This window comes from Haloferax sp. Atlit-6N, assembly GCF_003383195.1.
In the GTDB taxonomy this organism is placed as follows: domain Archaea; phylum Halobacteriota; class Halobacteria; order Halobacteriales; family Haloferacaceae; genus Haloferax; species Haloferax gibbonsii.
This window is the reverse complement of record NZ_QEQJ01000004.1, coordinates 333,482-348,411: the sequence shown is the minus strand read 5'-3', so window position 1 is coordinate 348,411 and position 14,930 is coordinate 333,482. Positions and strand designations below refer to the sequence as shown.

At 68.4% G+C, this 14,930-nt stretch carries 14 protein-coding genes and 1 other RNA gene; 10 read left to right on the top strand and 5 right to left on the bottom strand.

All coding sequences use genetic code 11. From position 1 onward, the window contains the following. Nucleotides 1-33 precede the first annotated feature (33 nt). Nucleotides 34-2,622: a PAS domain S-box protein gene (locus tag DEQ92_RS15745; RefSeq protein WP_115805385.1), complete on the bottom strand. Its 2,589-nt coding sequence runs from the start codon at nt 2,620-2,622 to the stop codon at nt 34-36. Between the two features lie 114 nt (nt 2,623-2,736). On the opposite strand from DEQ92_RS15745, the gene DEQ92_RS15740 reads away from it, so the two are divergent. Then, on the top strand, nt 2,737-3,222 hold the full coding sequence (locus DEQ92_RS15740) for a PaaI family thioesterase (protein WP_004976458.1): 486 nt from the start codon (nt 2,737-2,739) through the stop codon (nt 3,220-3,222). Between the two features lie 48 nt (nt 3,223-3,270). On the opposite strand, the gene DEQ92_RS15735 is transcribed toward DEQ92_RS15740, so the two are convergent. Beyond that, nucleotides 3,271-3,843, bottom strand: a complete 573-nt coding sequence (locus tag DEQ92_RS15735) for a cysteine hydrolase family protein (RefSeq protein ID WP_004976457.1) — start codon at nt 3,841-3,843, stop codon at nt 3,271-3,273. Between the two features lie 99 nt (nt 3,844-3,942). Between DEQ92_RS15735 and DEQ92_RS15730 the strand changes: the two genes are divergently transcribed. The 4 genes from DEQ92_RS15730 (at nt 3,943) to DEQ92_RS15715 (ending at nt 8,466) form a co-directional block, all read left to right on the top strand. Further along, entirely contained in the window at nt 3,943-5,388 is a 1,446-nt protein-coding gene (locus DEQ92_RS15730; protein WP_115805384.1) for an Hvo_1808 family surface protein, read from the top strand. A gap of 45 nt (nt 5,389-5,433) precedes the next feature. Next, nucleotides 5,434-6,864, top strand: coding sequence for an Hvo_1808 family surface protein (locus DEQ92_RS15725; RefSeq protein ID WP_115805383.1), 1,431 nt, complete (start codon nt 5,434-5,436; stop codon nt 6,862-6,864). A gap of 36 nt (nt 6,865-6,900) precedes the next feature. Next, a complete protein-coding gene (locus DEQ92_RS15720; RefSeq protein ID WP_115805382.1) occupies nt 6,901-7,218 on the top strand; it encodes a hypothetical protein in 318 nt (105 codons plus the stop codon). Nucleotides 7,219-7,308: 90 nt separating this feature from the next. Further along, a complete protein-coding gene (locus DEQ92_RS15715; RefSeq protein ID WP_004976453.1) occupies nt 7,309-8,466 on the top strand; it encodes a nicotinate phosphoribosyltransferase in 1,158 nt (385 codons plus the stop codon). 88 nt (nt 8,467-8,554) lie between these two features. Here the strand turns inward: DEQ92_RS15715 and DEQ92_RS15710 are convergent, their stop codons facing one another. Further along, entirely contained in the window at nt 8,555-9,157 is a 603-nt protein-coding gene (locus tag DEQ92_RS15710) for a TIGR00296 family protein (RefSeq protein ID WP_004976452.1), read from the bottom strand. 150 nt (nt 9,158-9,307) lie between these two features. On the opposite strand from DEQ92_RS15710, the gene rnpB reads away from it, so the two are divergent. The 4 genes from rnpB to DEQ92_RS15690 all read left to right on the top strand — a co-directional run bounded on the left by rnpB (nt 9,308) and on the right by DEQ92_RS15690 (nt 12,823). Further along, nucleotides 9,308-9,739, top strand: an RNA gene (gene rnpB, locus DEQ92_RS15705) — RNase P RNA component. A gap of 85 nt (nt 9,740-9,824) precedes the next feature. Continuing rightward, nucleotides 9,825-10,943 (top strand): matrixin, encoded by a 1,119-nt coding sequence (locus tag DEQ92_RS15700; RefSeq protein WP_115821111.1) that lies wholly within the window; start codon nt 9,825-9,827, stop codon nt 10,941-10,943. 100 nt (nt 10,944-11,043) lie between these two features. Then, complete coding sequence (locus DEQ92_RS15695; protein WP_004976450.1) at nt 11,044-11,355, top strand: hypothetical protein; 312 nt, start codon at nt 11,044-11,046, stop codon at nt 11,353-11,355. 235 nt (nt 11,356-11,590) lie between these two features. Next, the gene (locus tag DEQ92_RS15690; protein ID WP_004976449.1) at nt 11,591-12,823 is read left to right on the top strand and encodes a digeranylgeranylglycerophospholipid reductase; all 1,233 of its coding nucleotides are present in this window, start codon (nt 11,591-11,593) and stop codon (nt 12,821-12,823) included. 91 nt (nt 12,824-12,914) lie between these two features. Here DEQ92_RS15690 and DEQ92_RS15685 read toward each other — a convergent pair whose 3' ends face one another. Further along, complete coding sequence (locus tag DEQ92_RS15685; RefSeq protein ID WP_004976448.1) at nt 12,915-13,277, bottom strand: hypothetical protein; 363 nt, start codon at nt 13,275-13,277, stop codon at nt 12,915-12,917. Between the two features lie 85 nt (nt 13,278-13,362). Here DEQ92_RS15685 and DEQ92_RS15680 point away from each other — a divergent pair, with 85 nt between their 5' ends. Then, nucleotides 13,363-14,595 carry an MBL fold metallo-hydrolase gene (locus DEQ92_RS15680; RefSeq protein ID WP_004976447.1) on the top strand — a complete coding sequence of 411 codons (1,233 nt, stop codon included), beginning with the start codon at nt 13,363-13,365 and terminating at the stop codon, nt 14,593-14,595. A 50-nt stretch (nt 14,596-14,645) separates the two neighbouring features. Here DEQ92_RS15680 and DEQ92_RS23945 read toward each other — a convergent pair whose 3' ends face one another. Further along, on the bottom strand, nt 14,646-14,786 hold the full coding sequence (locus tag DEQ92_RS23945; protein WP_004976446.1) for a hypothetical protein: 141 nt from the start codon (nt 14,784-14,786) through the stop codon (nt 14,646-14,648). Nucleotides 14,787-14,930: the final 144 nt, after the last annotated feature.

Genomic DNA, 14,930 nt, shown 5'->3' with positions numbered 1-14,930 from the left:
TCTCGCGGCGTCAGCGGTCGCTTTCAGAGGCCGTCAACGGTCGCTCTCCGTCGTGATTTCGAACCGCGCGCCGCCGGCGTCGCTCTCGACGAACCAGACGCTCCAGCCGTGGGCGTTCACGACGCTCATGACGACGCTGAGTCCGAAGCCGGTCCCCTCCGAACTCGTGGTGTAGCCCGCCTCGAAGATGCGGGGGCGGTCGTCCGGCGGAATCCCCGGGCCGTCGTCTTCGACGTAGAACCCGTCGCGGTCGGCGAGGGGGCCGACGCCGACGGTCACGTCGTCGCCGCCGTGTCGAATCGCGTTCGAAAAGAGGTTTTCGAGGAGCTGTCTGAGCCGCCCGCGGTGGGCGTCGACCGCGACGTCGCCCTCCACGGTGAGCGTCGCTTCCGGCGCGTCGCTCGCGGCGGTCGTCCACGCTTCCTCGGCGACGGCCCCGAGCGACAGCCGCTCGGCCTCCTCGACCGTCTGGCCGTTTCGCGCGAGCGCCAGCACGTCCTCGACGATGCCCGCCATCCGCTCGTGGGCGTCGGAGACGCGGTCCAACTCGTCGCCGTCGTACCGCTCGCGGGCGAGTTCGAGGTAGCCCATCGCCGCGTTCAGCGGGTTCTTGAGGTCGTGGGAGACGACCGACGCGAACGATTCGAGCTGCTCGTTCTGGCTGGCGAGTTCGCGCTCGCGCCGACGCAGCAGCTGTTCGCGCTCGACCCGGTCCAAGACCGCGCGGGTGTTGGCGGCCAGCACCTTCGCCAGCGCGATGCGCTGGTCGGCCAGCGACCCCTCGTCGAGGGAGGCGACGAAGAACACGCCGTGGTCCGGAATCGGGACGATGAGTTCCTCTGTGACCCCGGCGTCGACGATGAACCGCTTCGGGTTCGACTCCACGTCCCGGTAGAGGTTGTGCTCGCCGCGCTCGAACACCTCCCACGTCAGGCCGGTCCCCCGCGGAATCGGCGGCACGTCGCCGAACACCTCCCACGCCTCGTCGGTGAACGCCGCGGGGACGAGCGCGTCCAGCGACTCGTCGTACAGGAGGACGCCGCTAATCCCGTAGTCGAGGACCTCGGTGGCGGCCTCACGGACGATTTCGGCGACCTCTTCGCGGCTCGTCGCGCCCGTCAGCCGCCGGGTCGAGGCGTGGAGCGCGTTGAGCCGCTGTTCGTACCGCTTTCGCGCCGTGACGTCCGTCGAGATACCCACCGCGCCTTCGACGGCGCCGTCGTCGCCGAGGATGGGCGAGACGGTGAACTCGACCACGTAGTTCATCGACGGAAGCGACAGCTCGATTTCGAACCGCTCGCGGTCGCTCTCGCCGTCGAGGATGGCGTCGAGGGCCGCCCGGGCGCGCTCGTACTGGTCGGCGGCCAGATACCCGGCGTCGCGGAGCGCAGAGATGTGCCGGCCGACGAACGCCGACATGGGGATGGTCGTCCGCGACAGCGCCGCCTCGTTGATGAACTGGACGACGCCTTCGTCGTCGACCACGTACGCGCCCTGCCCGATGCTCTCGACGATGGTCTCGTACCGTTTGAGCCGCTGTTCGTAGCTCCGCTGTTCGGTCACGTTCCGCGAGGTGACGACGAACCCACCGACCGAGGTGTCCGCCTGGTTGCTTCCGATGGATTCGAGCCACGTCCACGACCCCTCGGCGTTGCGGTGGCGGTACCGGACGGGGTCGGTCCCGTCGGCCCCCGTCCGGAGGGCGCGTTCGAAGACGGCCTCCACGCGCTCCCAGTCGTCGGGGTGAATCAGGTCGGAGACGCGTCTGCCGACCAGTTCGCCGGGCTCGAACCCGAGCACGTCGGTAACCGAGGGGCTCTGGTACTTGATTCGCCCGTCGGTCCCGACGAGGGTCACGAGGTCGCGCGCCAGCTCCACGAGGCCGCGGAACTGCGCCTCCGTGGCGCGCTGTTCGGTCACGTCGCGCATCGAGACGAGCACGCCGTACGAGCCGTGATACTCGATGTCCTTGACGTTCGCCGCGCACTCGCGGACGTCGCCGTCGGCGTCGACGAGGCGGACCTCGTAGCTCACGGGCGCGTCGCCGCCCCGCCGCCGCGTCTCGGAGATGCGTCTGACTTTCTCCCGGTCGTCGGGGTGGATGACGTCCAAGAGCGCGGTCTCGGCGAGTTCGTCGTCGCTCCGGCCGGTGAGTTCGGTCAGCCGACGGTTCCAAAACCGGAAGTCGCCGTCCTGCGCGATGAAGATGGCGTCGTGGCTCTGCTCGACGACCGTCCGGTACAGCGAGTCCGAGTCCCGCTCGCTCGACGCCCACCGGGAGAACTCGATGGCGCGCTCGATTCGCGCGGCGACCGCGGCAACCGCCTTCTCCGTCTTCGGGTAGTCGATGACGATGGCTCCGTTCCCGTGGGCGGACTTGGCGGAGCCTTGGGGTCCGTCACGGGCGAGAAAAAAGACCGGTATCACGCCGATTCGATTCCGGACGCGCGAGACGAGTTCGGTGTCGACGTCGCCGCAGAAGACGACGCCGTCGACGGCGTCGAGGCCCTCGACCACCGCGTCGAGGTCCGCGCACGTCTCGGTCGTGAAACCGCGTCGCTCGACGGCCTCGACGAGACCGTCGGGGCACTCGTCGACGAAGACGACGCGGGAATCGCTCATACGCCTATCAGTCCGGGAAACTGTATATATCTCACGTGATACCGACCTGACGAGTGTCCGACGAGACCGTCCCCGACCGTCGGTTACATGCCATTTGACACACTCGTTCGTGACATGACCGACGACTTTCCCGCCGAGGCCGCGGCAATCGTCCAGCGGCACATCGAGGACGAACACGGCTACCTGTCGTGGCTCAACACCCGCGTCGACGCCATCGAGCGCGGCCGCATCGTGATGACCATCCCGTACGACGAGAAGCTCACCAACACCGTGTCGCCGCCGACTATCCACGGCGGCATCGCGGCGACGCTCATCGACACCGCGGGCGGCATCGCCCTGCGGACGATGCTCGACGACCCGCTCGCCGGCGGCGTCGCCACCATCAACCTCAACGTGAACTACCTGCGGCGGGCGTCGGGCGACCTGACCGCGGTCGCCGAGGTCGTCCGCGCCGGCGGGTCGGTCGGCGTGAGCACCATCACCGTCGTCAGCACCGACCCCGAGGAGGACTCGGACGTGGCCGCCCGGCAGTCGCCGTCGAGCGACTGGAACGACGCCGTCGCCACCGGACAGGGCGCGTACCGGCTCTTTCGGGAGTGAGGAGCGGCTCCGGTCGCGGCTGCAGTCGTGCCCGGCGGGGCCGTCGGCCTACTCGAACGCCACGTCCGCGAGCGTCGCCGTCTCGCCGAACAGCCAGTCGGCGTGGTCGACGGCGTACTCCTTGTGTTCCTTCTCGATGTAGCCGAGCGCGTCGGTGACGAGAATCGGCCGGTAGTCCCGCAGGCCGGCGCTCCCGGCGGTGTGGAGGACGCAGACGTTCGCCAGCGTGCCGCAGATGAGCAGGTCGTCCACGCCGTGGCTGTCGAGCCACCCCTCCAGTTGCGTCCGGTAGAACGCGTCGTAGGTGTGCTTCTCGACGACGAGGTCCTCGTCGCGGACGTCGAGGTCGCCGTGGAGGTCGGCGTCCCACGTCCCCTCGACGACGTGTTCGCCCCAGCGCTCGAACTCGTCGTAGTAGTGATTGCCGTCGAACTGCTCCGGCGGGTGCACGTCACGGGTGTAGACGACGCGCGCGCCGGCGTCGCGGGCGGCGTCGACGAGGTCCGTGACGGGTTCGATTGCTGATTCGCTCCCCGGCGCGAACAGGCTCCCGTCGGGGTGACAAAAGCCGTTCTGCATGTCGACGACGACCACCGCGGTTCGGTTCGGGTCGAGTGCCATACGCGTCGGTTGCGCCGGGACGACCAAAACAGTACGCGCCGGCCCGTTTCGACGCCCGAACCCGACAAGGTACTTCACTCCGGAGTCCAAGGGTACGATATGCGAACGACCGGTCTCCGCGCCGTTTTCGCCGCCCTACTCTTGGTTCTCGCCGGCTGTGCCGCCCCCACGGCCGCGCCCGGCGGCGACGCGCCGCCCGCGACGCCCGACCCGGACAGAGACGGATTCGACGACCCCGACCGGGACGTGCTCGGCTGGGAGGACGGCTACTGGTACGACGAGGCCATCGACGTCGACCAGTCCGACGGCCTCAACGAGTCCGAGATGGAGGCGTACGTCGCCCGCGGGATGGCCCGCGTCGAGCACATCCGACAGTTGGAGTTCGACGAACGCGTCCCCGTGGACGTCATCTCCCGCGCCGACTACCGCAGCGGCAACGCCGGCGGCTCCGGCTCGGCCGACTCCGAGTTCAACCGCTGGAACGACCAGGTGTGGGAGGCGCTGTTTATCACCGGCGAGTCGACCGGGAGCGCGAGCGCCATCTCCGAGACGACCGGGAGCTCGGTCCTCGGCTTCTACTCGCCGTCCGACGACGAAATCAAAATCGTCACCGACTCGACCGACGAGCCCACCATCGACAACGCCACGCTCGTCCACGAACTGGTCCACGCCCTGCAGGACCAGCACTTCGACCTGACCGACGCCCGCTTCCGCGGCGAGACGCAGGACGGCGACCTCGCCATCGACGGCATCGTCGAGGGCGACGCCAAGTACGTCGAACGGCAGTACGTCGAGCAGTGCGACGCCGGCGCGTGGGACTGCGTCGTCACGCCCGCCGCGGGCGGCTCCGGCGGCGGGTCGGGCGGCGGCGGTCCGAACCTCGGCATCCTGCTCACCATCTACCAGCCGTACTCCGACGGTCCGGTCTACGTCCACGACCTGTACGAACGGGGCGGCTGGGAGGCCGTCAACGACGCCCTGCGCAACCCGCCGGCGTCCACCGAACAGACCATCCACGTGACCGACGAGTCGCCCCGTCCCATCTCCTTCGCCGACGAGGGGACGAACGGCTGGACCACCTTCCCCGAACAGGGCGTCGAGGGCTCCGACACGGTCGGCGAGGCGTCGATGTTCTCGATGTTCTGGTATCAGGCCCGCACGTCCGGCGCGCAGACCGTCCGCGTCCAGTCCATCCTCGACACGAACTCGCGGTACGACACGTACAACTACGACGCCGCGCCGTCGAACGGGTGGGCGAACGACCGCCTGTTCCCCTACCGCAACGAGGCCGGCGCTGAGACCGAGTACGGCTACGTCTGGGTGACCGAGTGGGACACCGACGGCGACGCACAGGAGTTCCACGACGCCTACCTGAACATCCTCAGCGCCAACGACGCCACCCAGCGGGACGACGGCATCTACGTCATCGAGGACGGCTCGTTCAACGACGCCTTCCGGGTCGTCCGGACCGGCGACCGCGTCGTCATCGTCAACGGGCCGGCACCCGCCGACGTGGACGAGATTCGGCCGGGACTCGCGTCGTAACCCCCGCGCCGAGACGCTTTTTCGTCTCCCGCCCCTGCATCCGCTATGAATCGCCGCCGCCTCGCCGCCGTTCTCTCCGCCCTTCTCCTCGTCGTCGCGGGCTGTGCCGCCCCCATCGCCGACCCGAATGCCGCGGGAGACGCGTCCAACGACGCGGACGGGACCGCGGACCCGGCCGAGGACTGGGCGTGGCCCGACGACCCGCCGACCGACCGGCTGGGTTGGGAGGCCGGCTACTGGTACAACGAGTCCATCGCGGTCAACCAGTCCGACGGCCTGAACGCGACGGAGCGCGAGGCGTTCGTCGCCCGGACGATGGCCCGCGTCGAGGTCGTGCGCGAACTGGAGTTCGAGGAGTCCGTGCCGGTCGAGGTCATCTCGCGCGCCGAGTACCGAAACCAGTCCGAGGAGCCCGCAGACCCGGTCCACAGCGACTGGAACGACCAGGTGTGGGAGGCGCTCCTGCTGGTCGGCGAGGACCGGACCATCGACGAGGTGTTCGACGAGCTGTACGGCGGCGCGGTGCTCGGCTACTACTCGCCCTCGGAGGACCGCATCGTCCTCGTGAGCGACGACGACCGACCGACCATCGACCGGCGGACGCTCGCTCACGAACTCCACCACGCCCTGCAGGACCAGCACTTCGGGCTGGACGGCTCGCCGCCGACGCAGGACGCCCAACTCGCCGAGAACGGACTGGTCGAAGGCGACGCCCGCTACGTCGACCGACTGTACGAGGAGCGCTGTGAGACCGACTGGGAGTGCGTCCCCCGGCCGCCGGCCAGCGGCTCGGGAAGCGGGTCGTACGACTACCCGGTCTTCTTGACCATCTACGCGCCCTACAGCGAGGGTCCGACGTTCGTCGCCGACCTGCGCGAGCGCGGCGGCTGGGCGGCCGTCGACGACGCCTACGCCGACCGCCCCGCCTCGACCGAGCAGGTGCTCCACCCGAAGCGATACCCCGACGAGCGCCCCGTCGAGGTGACGGTCGAAGACCGCTCGTCGGCCGCGTGGACGCGCTACGACACCGACCCCGTCGCCGACACGGTCGGCGAGGCGTCCATCTTCGCGACGTTCTGGAAGCACCGCGCCATCGACCGGGGGCGACTCCAACAGGACACCGGCGCGTACTCGCCGTACAACTACACGGCCGGTCCCTCCGAGGGCTGGGCCGGCGACGCGGTGGTTCCCTACCGCCCGGCGTCGGACGAGACCTACGAGGCGAACCCGCACGAGCGCGGCTACGTCTGGAAGACGGTCTGGGATTCCGAGGCGGACGCCGAGCAGTTCGAGCGGGCCTACGTGACCTACACGCTGAAGCTCCGCCTCGGCGGGTCGTACGCGGGCGAGAACACCTACCTCGTCGACGACGGCCCCTTCGCGGACGCCTACCGGGTGACGAGAGACGGCGACACCGTCACCGTCGTCAACGCGCCGACGGTGGAGCGGTTAGACGAGGTTCACCGTCAGAGGTAGGAGAAAGCACTTGTGTCATAACTGACATTAGGTTGTATGCCCCGTCGGCTCGGTCTGTTCGCTATCGTCTCCCTCTCGCTCGTCCTGTTCGTCGTCGTCTTCCTCTTCGCCACCGGAACGCTCGTTCCGTGGTCGAACAGTTGCGGTCAGTCTCTGGGAGTCGACCCAGCCGACGACGTTCCTGCGGACGCTGACGTCGTTCCGTACGACTCGCTTTCGCCAGAGGAGCAAGCGCTGTTCGACGACGCGCTTTCCGAGTCTCCCGCGGGCTTTCACGACCGTCGGTGGAGTGTCGGCAATGGATACGTGAAAAAAGACGACACCACCTACCGCACGAGCATCCTCGTTTGCTGATCGGCCCGTCCATCGCGGTGAAGAAAATTCCTCTTCGACGCACGTGACCGATTATACACCTTTTTCATCGGCCGGGTGGAATCCGCGCCAATGAGTGACTTCGATATCGTCGGTCCCGAGGCCATCCGCGAGGGCGTCGCGACCGACGCCTACTTCGAGCGGACCGAGGCGACCCTCCGACACGCGGGCAAGAACCCCCGCGTCGTCGCCGAGGTGACGGCCGACCAGTTCCCCGACGGCGACTTCGAGCTGTTCGCCGGCGTGAAAGACGCCGCCGAACTGCTCTCCGACCGCGATATCGACGTCGACGCCATGCCCGAGGGCCTGCTGTTCGACGGCGGTCCGGTGATGCGAATCGAGGGCGACTACCTCGAGTTCGCTCGGCTCGAAACCTCGCTGCTCGGTTTCCTCTCGCACGCCTCGGGCTGTGCGACGGCCGCCCTCGAAGCCCGCACGGCGGCCCCCGACTCGACGGTTCTCTCGTTCGGCGCGCGCCACGTCCACCCCTCCATCGCCGCGATGGTCGAGCGGAGCGCCCTCGTCGCCGGCCTCGACGGCTTCTCGCACGTCGCCGCCGGCGAGATTCTCGGGAAGGAGGCGTCGGGGACGATGCCCCACGCGCTCCTCATCGCCTTCGGTCGCGGCAACCAGGCGGAGGCGTTCCGTGCCTTCGACGAGGCCGTCGACGAGGACGTGCCGCGGGTCGCTCTCTGCGACACCTACGGCGACGAGACCGAGGAGGTGCTGCAGGCGGTCGAGACGCTCGGCGACGACCTCGACAGCGTCCGCCTCGACACCACGTCCTCGCGGCGGGGGGACTTCCGACACATCGTCCGGGAGGTCCGCTGGGAACTCGACGCCCGCGGCCACGAGGACGTGGGCATCTTCGTGAGCGGCGGCCTCGGCCCGGCGGAACTCCGGCACCTCCGCGACGTGGTCGAGGGGTTCGGCGTCGGCGGCTACATCTCGAACGCCAACCCGGTGGACTTCGCGCTCGACATCGTCGAAGTCGACGGCGAACCCGCGGCCAAGCGGGGCAAGCTCTCCGGCGTGAAGGAGGTCTACCGCACGGCCGACGGCGGCCACCACGTCGGCCTCCGCGGACGCCCCGGCCCGACCGACGGCGAGGCGCTCCTCGAACCGCTCATCCGCGACGGCGAGGTCGTCTCGGAGTTCGAGTTCGACATCGACGCGGCCGCGACGCGGGCCAGAGAGGACGCCGAGTTGGTCGGCTTCGGCGACGAGTAAGACGCGTTCTCGTTTTGCGGCGACGCTCGAAGCCGTCGCTCGCCAGTTCGGTTCTCCCCCCAAGGAGTCGAGTCGTCGCCGCGACGACTTACAGCGCTTCGACGCTCCCGCCGTCGTCGCGCTCGCGGAAGACCTGCCCTTCGAACAGGGTGATCATGGTGTCGTCGTCCTGCCACGCCAGCGGCGACAGGCCGGCCTTGCGACAGGCGTTCGTGAGGAACTCCTCTTTCGACCAGCCGAGCTCGATGGGCAGGGTCGGGTACATCCAGCCGTGGGTGCCGCCGGCGTCGATGGCGACCCCGTGCGTGCCGAGTTCGATGTCGGCGACTGGGTCGTTAGTCAGCGTGTAATTGTTGACGATACAAACAGAGATGTTCAGATTCGGGAGTTCGGGTGCTTCGATTTCGGTTTGGCACGAGTCGCCCGACGCGGCCTTGATGGCCGCGTCGACGATGGCGTGACCGAGCTGGTCTTTCCCCCGATACGCGCCCGCACAGCCCCGCAGTCGACCGCGCCCACGTGTCGACTTGATGCGGACAAACGCCCCGGTTCGGGCGTAAAATGCGTCGCGCATGCTGCCCGGTTGCTCTCTCTGTCCGTGAAGAACGTACGATTCGACCGATTCCCGCGCTAGTTCGACCGCCCGCGCCCCATCCTCGTAGGTGAGGTGTACGGTCTGCGCCTCGGACATATTATCATTCAAGTCCTGTGGTGACTTCAACGCTTCCCTCGAATGTTATCGGGTTGTTATGTAGAATCGGTGCCAAATAACGGGCGACTAAACCCGCGTATGACCCCGTTAATCGAACCGCTTATCCGACCGACCGGACTAGGGTAGGTCGGCAGAGAGAGCCCAGTTCCCGTGCCCGAGACGGGCATGAGGAAAGTCCCCCCACCGTCCGAACGGGTGACCGGGCGCAAGCCCGGAGTCGGAGACGGCTGGCGCTGGAACAGAAACGAGACCGCTCGACTTGACCGATGATGCGCGCGCGACGGCTCCGCCGTCGCCGGCGCGGACGGGAGACTCGTCCGCGTGCGAACCGACCCGTAAGGGAAGGGAGTTAACCCGCAGAGGGAGTGAGATGGCGTCGCCATCTCTGACGGTCGAGAACGGATGGAACGGCGAATCCTCACCGGTGCAAGTCCGCGCCGCGAAGGTAGTTCGGACGGCGCGTCGGGTTCGCCCGTCGCGCCCTCGGGGCTCGCCCCGAGAAGGACGCGGACGCTGAGCCGAATGCTGGGACGAACAGAAGGGGGCTTACTCCTCTCAGCCGCTTTCGAACGCCCGAGCGGCCGCGCCGTCGGTCGGGTCGCGGCGTCGGGAAACGCTCTTGACCGTTCGCCACCGCAGTCTCGGTATGCGCGGTTCGACCCTCCTCGTCGCGGCGCTCGTCGTCCTCGCCGGCTGTGCCGCGCCGGTGTCGCCGGGAGACGACGCGACGACTTCGACGACCGCTCCGACCGCGGCGACCACCGAAACGCCGTCGACCGCAGTCTCGACTACGGCTCCGTCAGCGACCGCGACTGCAACGCCCACCGCGTCGCCGACGCCCGAGCCGACGCCCGAGCCGACAGAGACGTTCACGCCCGCCTCCGGCTACGGTCCGTGGGGCTCCGAGCCGGTCGTCGTCGCCGTCGAGGCCGCCGCCAACGACCGCGACTACGCCGCGCTCGTGAGCGAGGCGACGACGTTCTGGGAGGCGAACGACGCGCGGTACCTCGGCTACGAGGTCGACTACGAGGTCGACGCCGACGCCCGCGACCCGGACATGGTGGTCCGCTTTTCCGACACCATCCCCGAGTGTAGCGGACAGGCCGACGCGGTCGGCTGCGCGCCGCACATCACCGACGCCCGGCAGATTGACCGCCCCGAGACCGTCTACATCCGAACCGGGTTCAGCGACGACTCGACGGTCGAAATCATCGAACACGAACTGGGCCACACGCTCGGTCTCGCCCACGGCGACGAGCCCGCGGCCCTGATGAACGCCACGGGCATCCTCTACACGCTCCCGCGGACGAACGCGACCGAGAAGGCGTTCCCGTGGGACGACCCGAACTTCACGGTCTACGTCGACGACGCGAACGCCTCGGACCCCGACGCGGCCCGCGAGCAGGTCCGTCACGCCCTCGATTACTTCGCCGACGGCGCGCCGGGGATGCCCGACAACCTCACCTACACCTACGTGGACGACCCGGCGGACGCCGAGGTTCGCATCTCCTTTGCTGACTCCTCGCCGTGCGCCCCGGGCGCGGTCTCCTGTGCCGCCGTCAGCGGCTACGACCCGGACGGCGACGGCGCGTTAGAGACGTACGGTAGCTATCGGGTCATCCTCGTCGACCTCGACACCGAAGCCGTCGGCTGGCACGTCGGCTACTGGACCGCACACTACCTCGGCGCGGAGGCCGACGACGAAAAGCCAGAGCCGTTCCGGAACGCGACGTACAACGAGCGCCGGAGCGAGTGGTGGACGTAGCGCCGTCGCCCGCGCCGGCGCGCTTCGCGCCGAAAACGACGGTTCTCGCCCGGTCGAATCGGCCGAGTCCTTCTTTGGGACGGCCCCCGTAGGAGCAGTCGTGATTCCCACCGATAGGCACGGTGACGCCCACGCCGCCTTCGACGAGGAGTCGTTCCGCGACGCGCTCGCCGAGTTCGGCGGCACCGATGCGGAGCGTCGGGTCGTCGCGCGTCAAGCCCGCGACCTCGCCGACTCGGGGCAGGCCGAAGCCGACCGCGGCGCGGCGCTCACGGGCGACGAAATCGTGCGGAACATGCGCGACGCGCCGGAGGGCGGCCCCGCGACGCGCTGGAACTGGTGGCTCGGGGCGCTCGAAGCCGCCTACGGCGGCTACCGCGAGTTCCAAGTCCGCCGCATCCCGAAAGCCTGACCCGAGTTTTAGCCGCGCCGTGGCCGCGTTTGCCACCGTCTCTCCCCGTGTCGAGCGACGTGTCGCGCCCTCCATCGTCCGCCGTCTCTCCGCCGTATCTGTCGCCTTTGAGCGGTCGGGATACGTCGAACGCCCCCGTATTTCCGACCGTTCAAAACCAAAGCAGATTACACGCTTGTTACAGAAAGGGTGTGTAACGCGTACGACCAACCCTACCGGTGATGCCTACTCTACAATGACAGACAACTACGACGTGATTATCGCAGGCGCGGGCCCTGCAGGTGGACAGGCGGCACGAGACCTCGCCGCCCGAGGCTACGACGTGTGCGTCCTCGAAACCGAGTCCGAAGACGAGTTCCCCTCCAGAAGCAACAAGTCGACCGCCGGGACGTTCCCGTCGGCGATGGCCTCGTTCAACATCCCCGACGAGGTCGTGATGAACTTCACCGACGATGTCGTCTTGGAGTCCCCGAACCACCATTACTACCGGCACCAGCCCGGTGCGGTCCTCGAGTTCGCGGACTTCAAGAACTGGCTCGTCGACGAGGCGGAAGCCGACGGCGCGGAGTACCGCTTCGACGCGCGCGTCTCCAAGCCGATCATGGAGGGCGGCGAAATCGTCGGCGTCCGGTACAACGGCGACAAGGAAGTGTACGCCGACATCGTCATCGACGCGACCGGACCGAGCGCGCCGCTCGCCAAGGCCCTCGACGTGTGCGACCTCAACCGACAGAAGCAGGCTATCGGCATCGAGTTCGAGTTCGAGGGCATGGACCTCGCGCCCGAGGGCTACGGCGACCTCACCGACGCGATGATGCTTCGGCTCGACCACGACATCGCGCCCGGCGGCTACTCGTGGATATTCCACACCGGCGGCGACACCGCGAAGGTCGGCGTCTGCTACATCCAAAACGAGGGACACCGCCACAACGCCAAGTCGGGCTACACCATCGACGACTACCTCCAGTACTGGCTCGACACCGACCCGCGCTTCGCGAACGCGGAGCGCATCGCGGGCAAACAGCACCGCGGCTCCGCACACATCCAGCTTCCGGGCCGCATGAGCACGGACAACTTCATGGCCATCGGCGACACGGTGCCGACCGTCGACCCGCTGTGGGGCGAGGGCATCGACAAGTGCATGCGCTCGGGCCGGGTCGCGGCGGCGACCGCCGACCGCGCGCTCACGAACTCCGAGCGCGACACCTCCGCGTCCGAACTCGCCATCTACGACCAACTGTGGCACGAGCGCGTCGCGCCGAAGGTCAAAAACCGTCTGTTCATGACGGAGATGCTCTACCGCGCCTCCAACGAGCGCTACGACAAACTGCTCGAAGACCTCCATCGCCTCCCCAACGAGCAGTTGGACGCCGCCAACGGCGGCAGTCCCCTCGCCATGTTCCGCATGCTCAAGTTCGAAGACCTCTCCATCCTCGCCTCGACCGCGAGGGAGTGGTTCTCGAACTGAGCGCCGGGAAGCGCGCGCGTTTCTTTCGGTCCCCGCGCTTCGCTGTGTATCTCTCGCAGTTCCCGTCTCGCCTCTCTTTGTCTCCCCAAACTCACTCGCCGCCGCCGTCACCGAGCGTCGCCAGCGCGTCGGCCAGCGCCGCCCGCGCCGACGCGACGTGTTCGTCCGCCGCCTCGTCTTCGGTTTCGCCGACGTTCGACAGCAGGTGTTCGACGTGGCCGAGTCGCCTCCGAACCACCTCGTCGTCCGGGAGCGGGCCGACCGCGAGGTCGCCCGCGACGGCCTCCGCCTCGCCGAGCCACCGGCTCGCCTCCTCGCGGACGGGGCGGGTCGCCGTCGCGGCGAGTCGGTCGTGGAGCGTCGTCACCAGTCGGTCGAGGTCGTCGCGGTCGGCCTCGGTGTCTGGTTCGAGGTCGTCGCCACCGCGGTCGGATTCGGGGTCGGAGCCGGTCACACCTCGGGAGACGGCGGCCGGCGTGAAAAGCGTCGAGTGCGGCGGGACCGACGAGCAAAAGCCCCTCCGGTCGGTACTGCCGGCAATGAAACTCCAGTTCCTCGGCGGGGCCGAGGAGGTCGGGCGCAGCGCGATTCTCGTCAACGACTCGCTGCTGCTCGATTACGGGATGCTGACCGGGAACCCCCCGCAGTTCCCCGTCGGCTCCGTCGACCCCGACGCCGTCGTCGTCTCGCACGGCCACCTCGACCACGTCGGGACGGTCCCCTCGCTCCTCTCTGGCGACGACTGGCCGGCGGTCCATTGGACGCCGCCGACCGACGAACTCGCCCGGACGCTCGCGCGCGACACGCTCAAACTCCACGGCGGGAGCTACAACTGCCCGTTCACCGAGACGCACGTCCGGCGGATGACCCAGCAGTCGGAACACCACGACTACGGCGAGCCGTTCGAGGCCGCCGGCCACGAGGTCACGTTCTACAACGCCGGGCACATCCCCGGCAGCGCCCACGTCCTCGTCGACGACGGGGAGACGCGTCTGCTCTACAGCGCCGACTTCCACACCGACGACCAGCGGTTGGTCTCGGGCACGACCGACCGCCCGGACGCCGACGTGGTCATCTGCGAGTCCACCTACTCCGACGTGGAACACGACGACCGCGCGACCGTCGAAGAGCGCTTCGTGGAGTCGGTGCGGACGACCGTCTGGGAGGGCGGCACCGTCGTCGTCCCCGCGTTCGCCATCGGCCGGACCCAGGAGATTCTCATGGTGCTCGACGCCCACGACATCGACTGCTACGTCGACGGCATGGGGACGCGCGTGCTGCGGATGCTCCGGAACCACCCCGACTACGTCCGCGACGCCGCGGCGCTCAAGCGGGCGAAGTCGAACGCGCGAATCGTCTCGGGTCGAGACGGTCAGCGAAAGCGCATCGCCCGGCAGAACTCGGTCATCGTGACGACGAGCGGGATGCTCTCGGGCGGGCCGGCGATGACGTACATCCCCGAGATTCGGCGAGACCCGACGAACAAAATCTGTCTCACCGGCTATCAGGTCGAGGGGACGCCGGGCAGAGAACTGGTCGAGCGCGGCCGGTGCGAACTCAACGGCGGGGTCGTCCCCGTGGCCGCCCGCGCCGAGATGTACGACTTCTCCGCCCACGCCGACCGGCACGGGCTCCTGTCGTTTCTCGACGACTACCGCGGCGCGCCGGTGTTCGTGAACCACGGCGACCGCTGTGCGACGTTCGCCGAGGAACTCCGGGCCGACGGCTACGAGGCCGCGGCTCCAGAAATCGGAGCGACGGTCGAGGTCTGAGGCGCGCGGCGACCAGCGCGGAGCGACCCGACGTCGCCGGTCTCCGGCGCTCAGTCGCGCTCGTCGTCCGTCTCCGGGACCGCTATCGACCGGCTCGCGGCGACGCACGCGGACACGCGAAGTCGCGTTCGCCGCGACCGAAAGCGACCGAGGAACGAACCGAACGACCCATCGGATGAATCCGAACTCATGGTTTTAGGTTGGCCTAAATAATTATAGTCGTTGCGGTCGGCGCGCGCACTCTCTCCGACGGAGGCGGCCGCGCGCCGACTCCCCGGGACCGCTTCTCGCCGACCGCCTTTCGCCGACCGCTATCCGGCCGAACCCCTTCGTTT

Coding starts and splice junctions, on each gene's coding strand:
- DEQ92_RS15700 (WP_115821111.1), top strand. CDS start 9,825: ATGCGCGGTTCGACCCTCCTCGTCGCGGCGCTCGTCGTCCTCGCCGGC.
- DEQ92_RS15710 (WP_004976452.1), bottom strand. CDS start 9,157: ATGTCCGAGGCGCAGACCGTACACCTCACCTACGAGGATGGGGCGCGG.
- DEQ92_RS15680 (WP_004976447.1), top strand. CDS start 13,363: ATGAAACTCCAGTTCCTCGGCGGGGCCGAGGAGGTCGGGCGCAGCGCG.
- DEQ92_RS15745 (WP_115805385.1), bottom strand. CDS start 2,622: ATGAGCGATTCCCGCGTCGTCTTCGTCGACGAGTGCCCCGACGGTCTC.
- DEQ92_RS15730 (WP_115805384.1), top strand. CDS start 3,943: ATGCGAACGACCGGTCTCCGCGCCGTTTTCGCCGCCCTACTCTTGGTT.
- DEQ92_RS23945 (WP_004976446.1), bottom strand. CDS start 14,786: ATGAGTTCGGATTCATCCGATGGGTCGTTCGGTTCGTTCCTCGGTCGC.
- DEQ92_RS15720 (WP_115805382.1), top strand. CDS start 6,901: ATGCCCCGTCGGCTCGGTCTGTTCGCTATCGTCTCCCTCTCGCTCGTC.
- DEQ92_RS15715 (WP_004976453.1), top strand. CDS start 7,309: ATGAGTGACTTCGATATCGTCGGTCCCGAGGCCATCCGCGAGGGCGTC.
- DEQ92_RS15690 (WP_004976449.1), top strand. CDS start 11,591: ATGACAGACAACTACGACGTGATTATCGCAGGCGCGGGCCCTGCAGGT.
- DEQ92_RS15725 (WP_115805383.1), top strand. CDS start 5,434: ATGAATCGCCGCCGCCTCGCCGCCGTTCTCTCCGCCCTTCTCCTCGTC.
- DEQ92_RS15740 (WP_004976458.1), top strand. CDS start 2,737: ATGACCGACGACTTTCCCGCCGAGGCCGCGGCAATCGTCCAGCGGCAC.
- DEQ92_RS15735 (WP_004976457.1), bottom strand. CDS start 3,843: ATGGCACTCGACCCGAACCGAACCGCGGTGGTCGTCGTCGACATGCAG.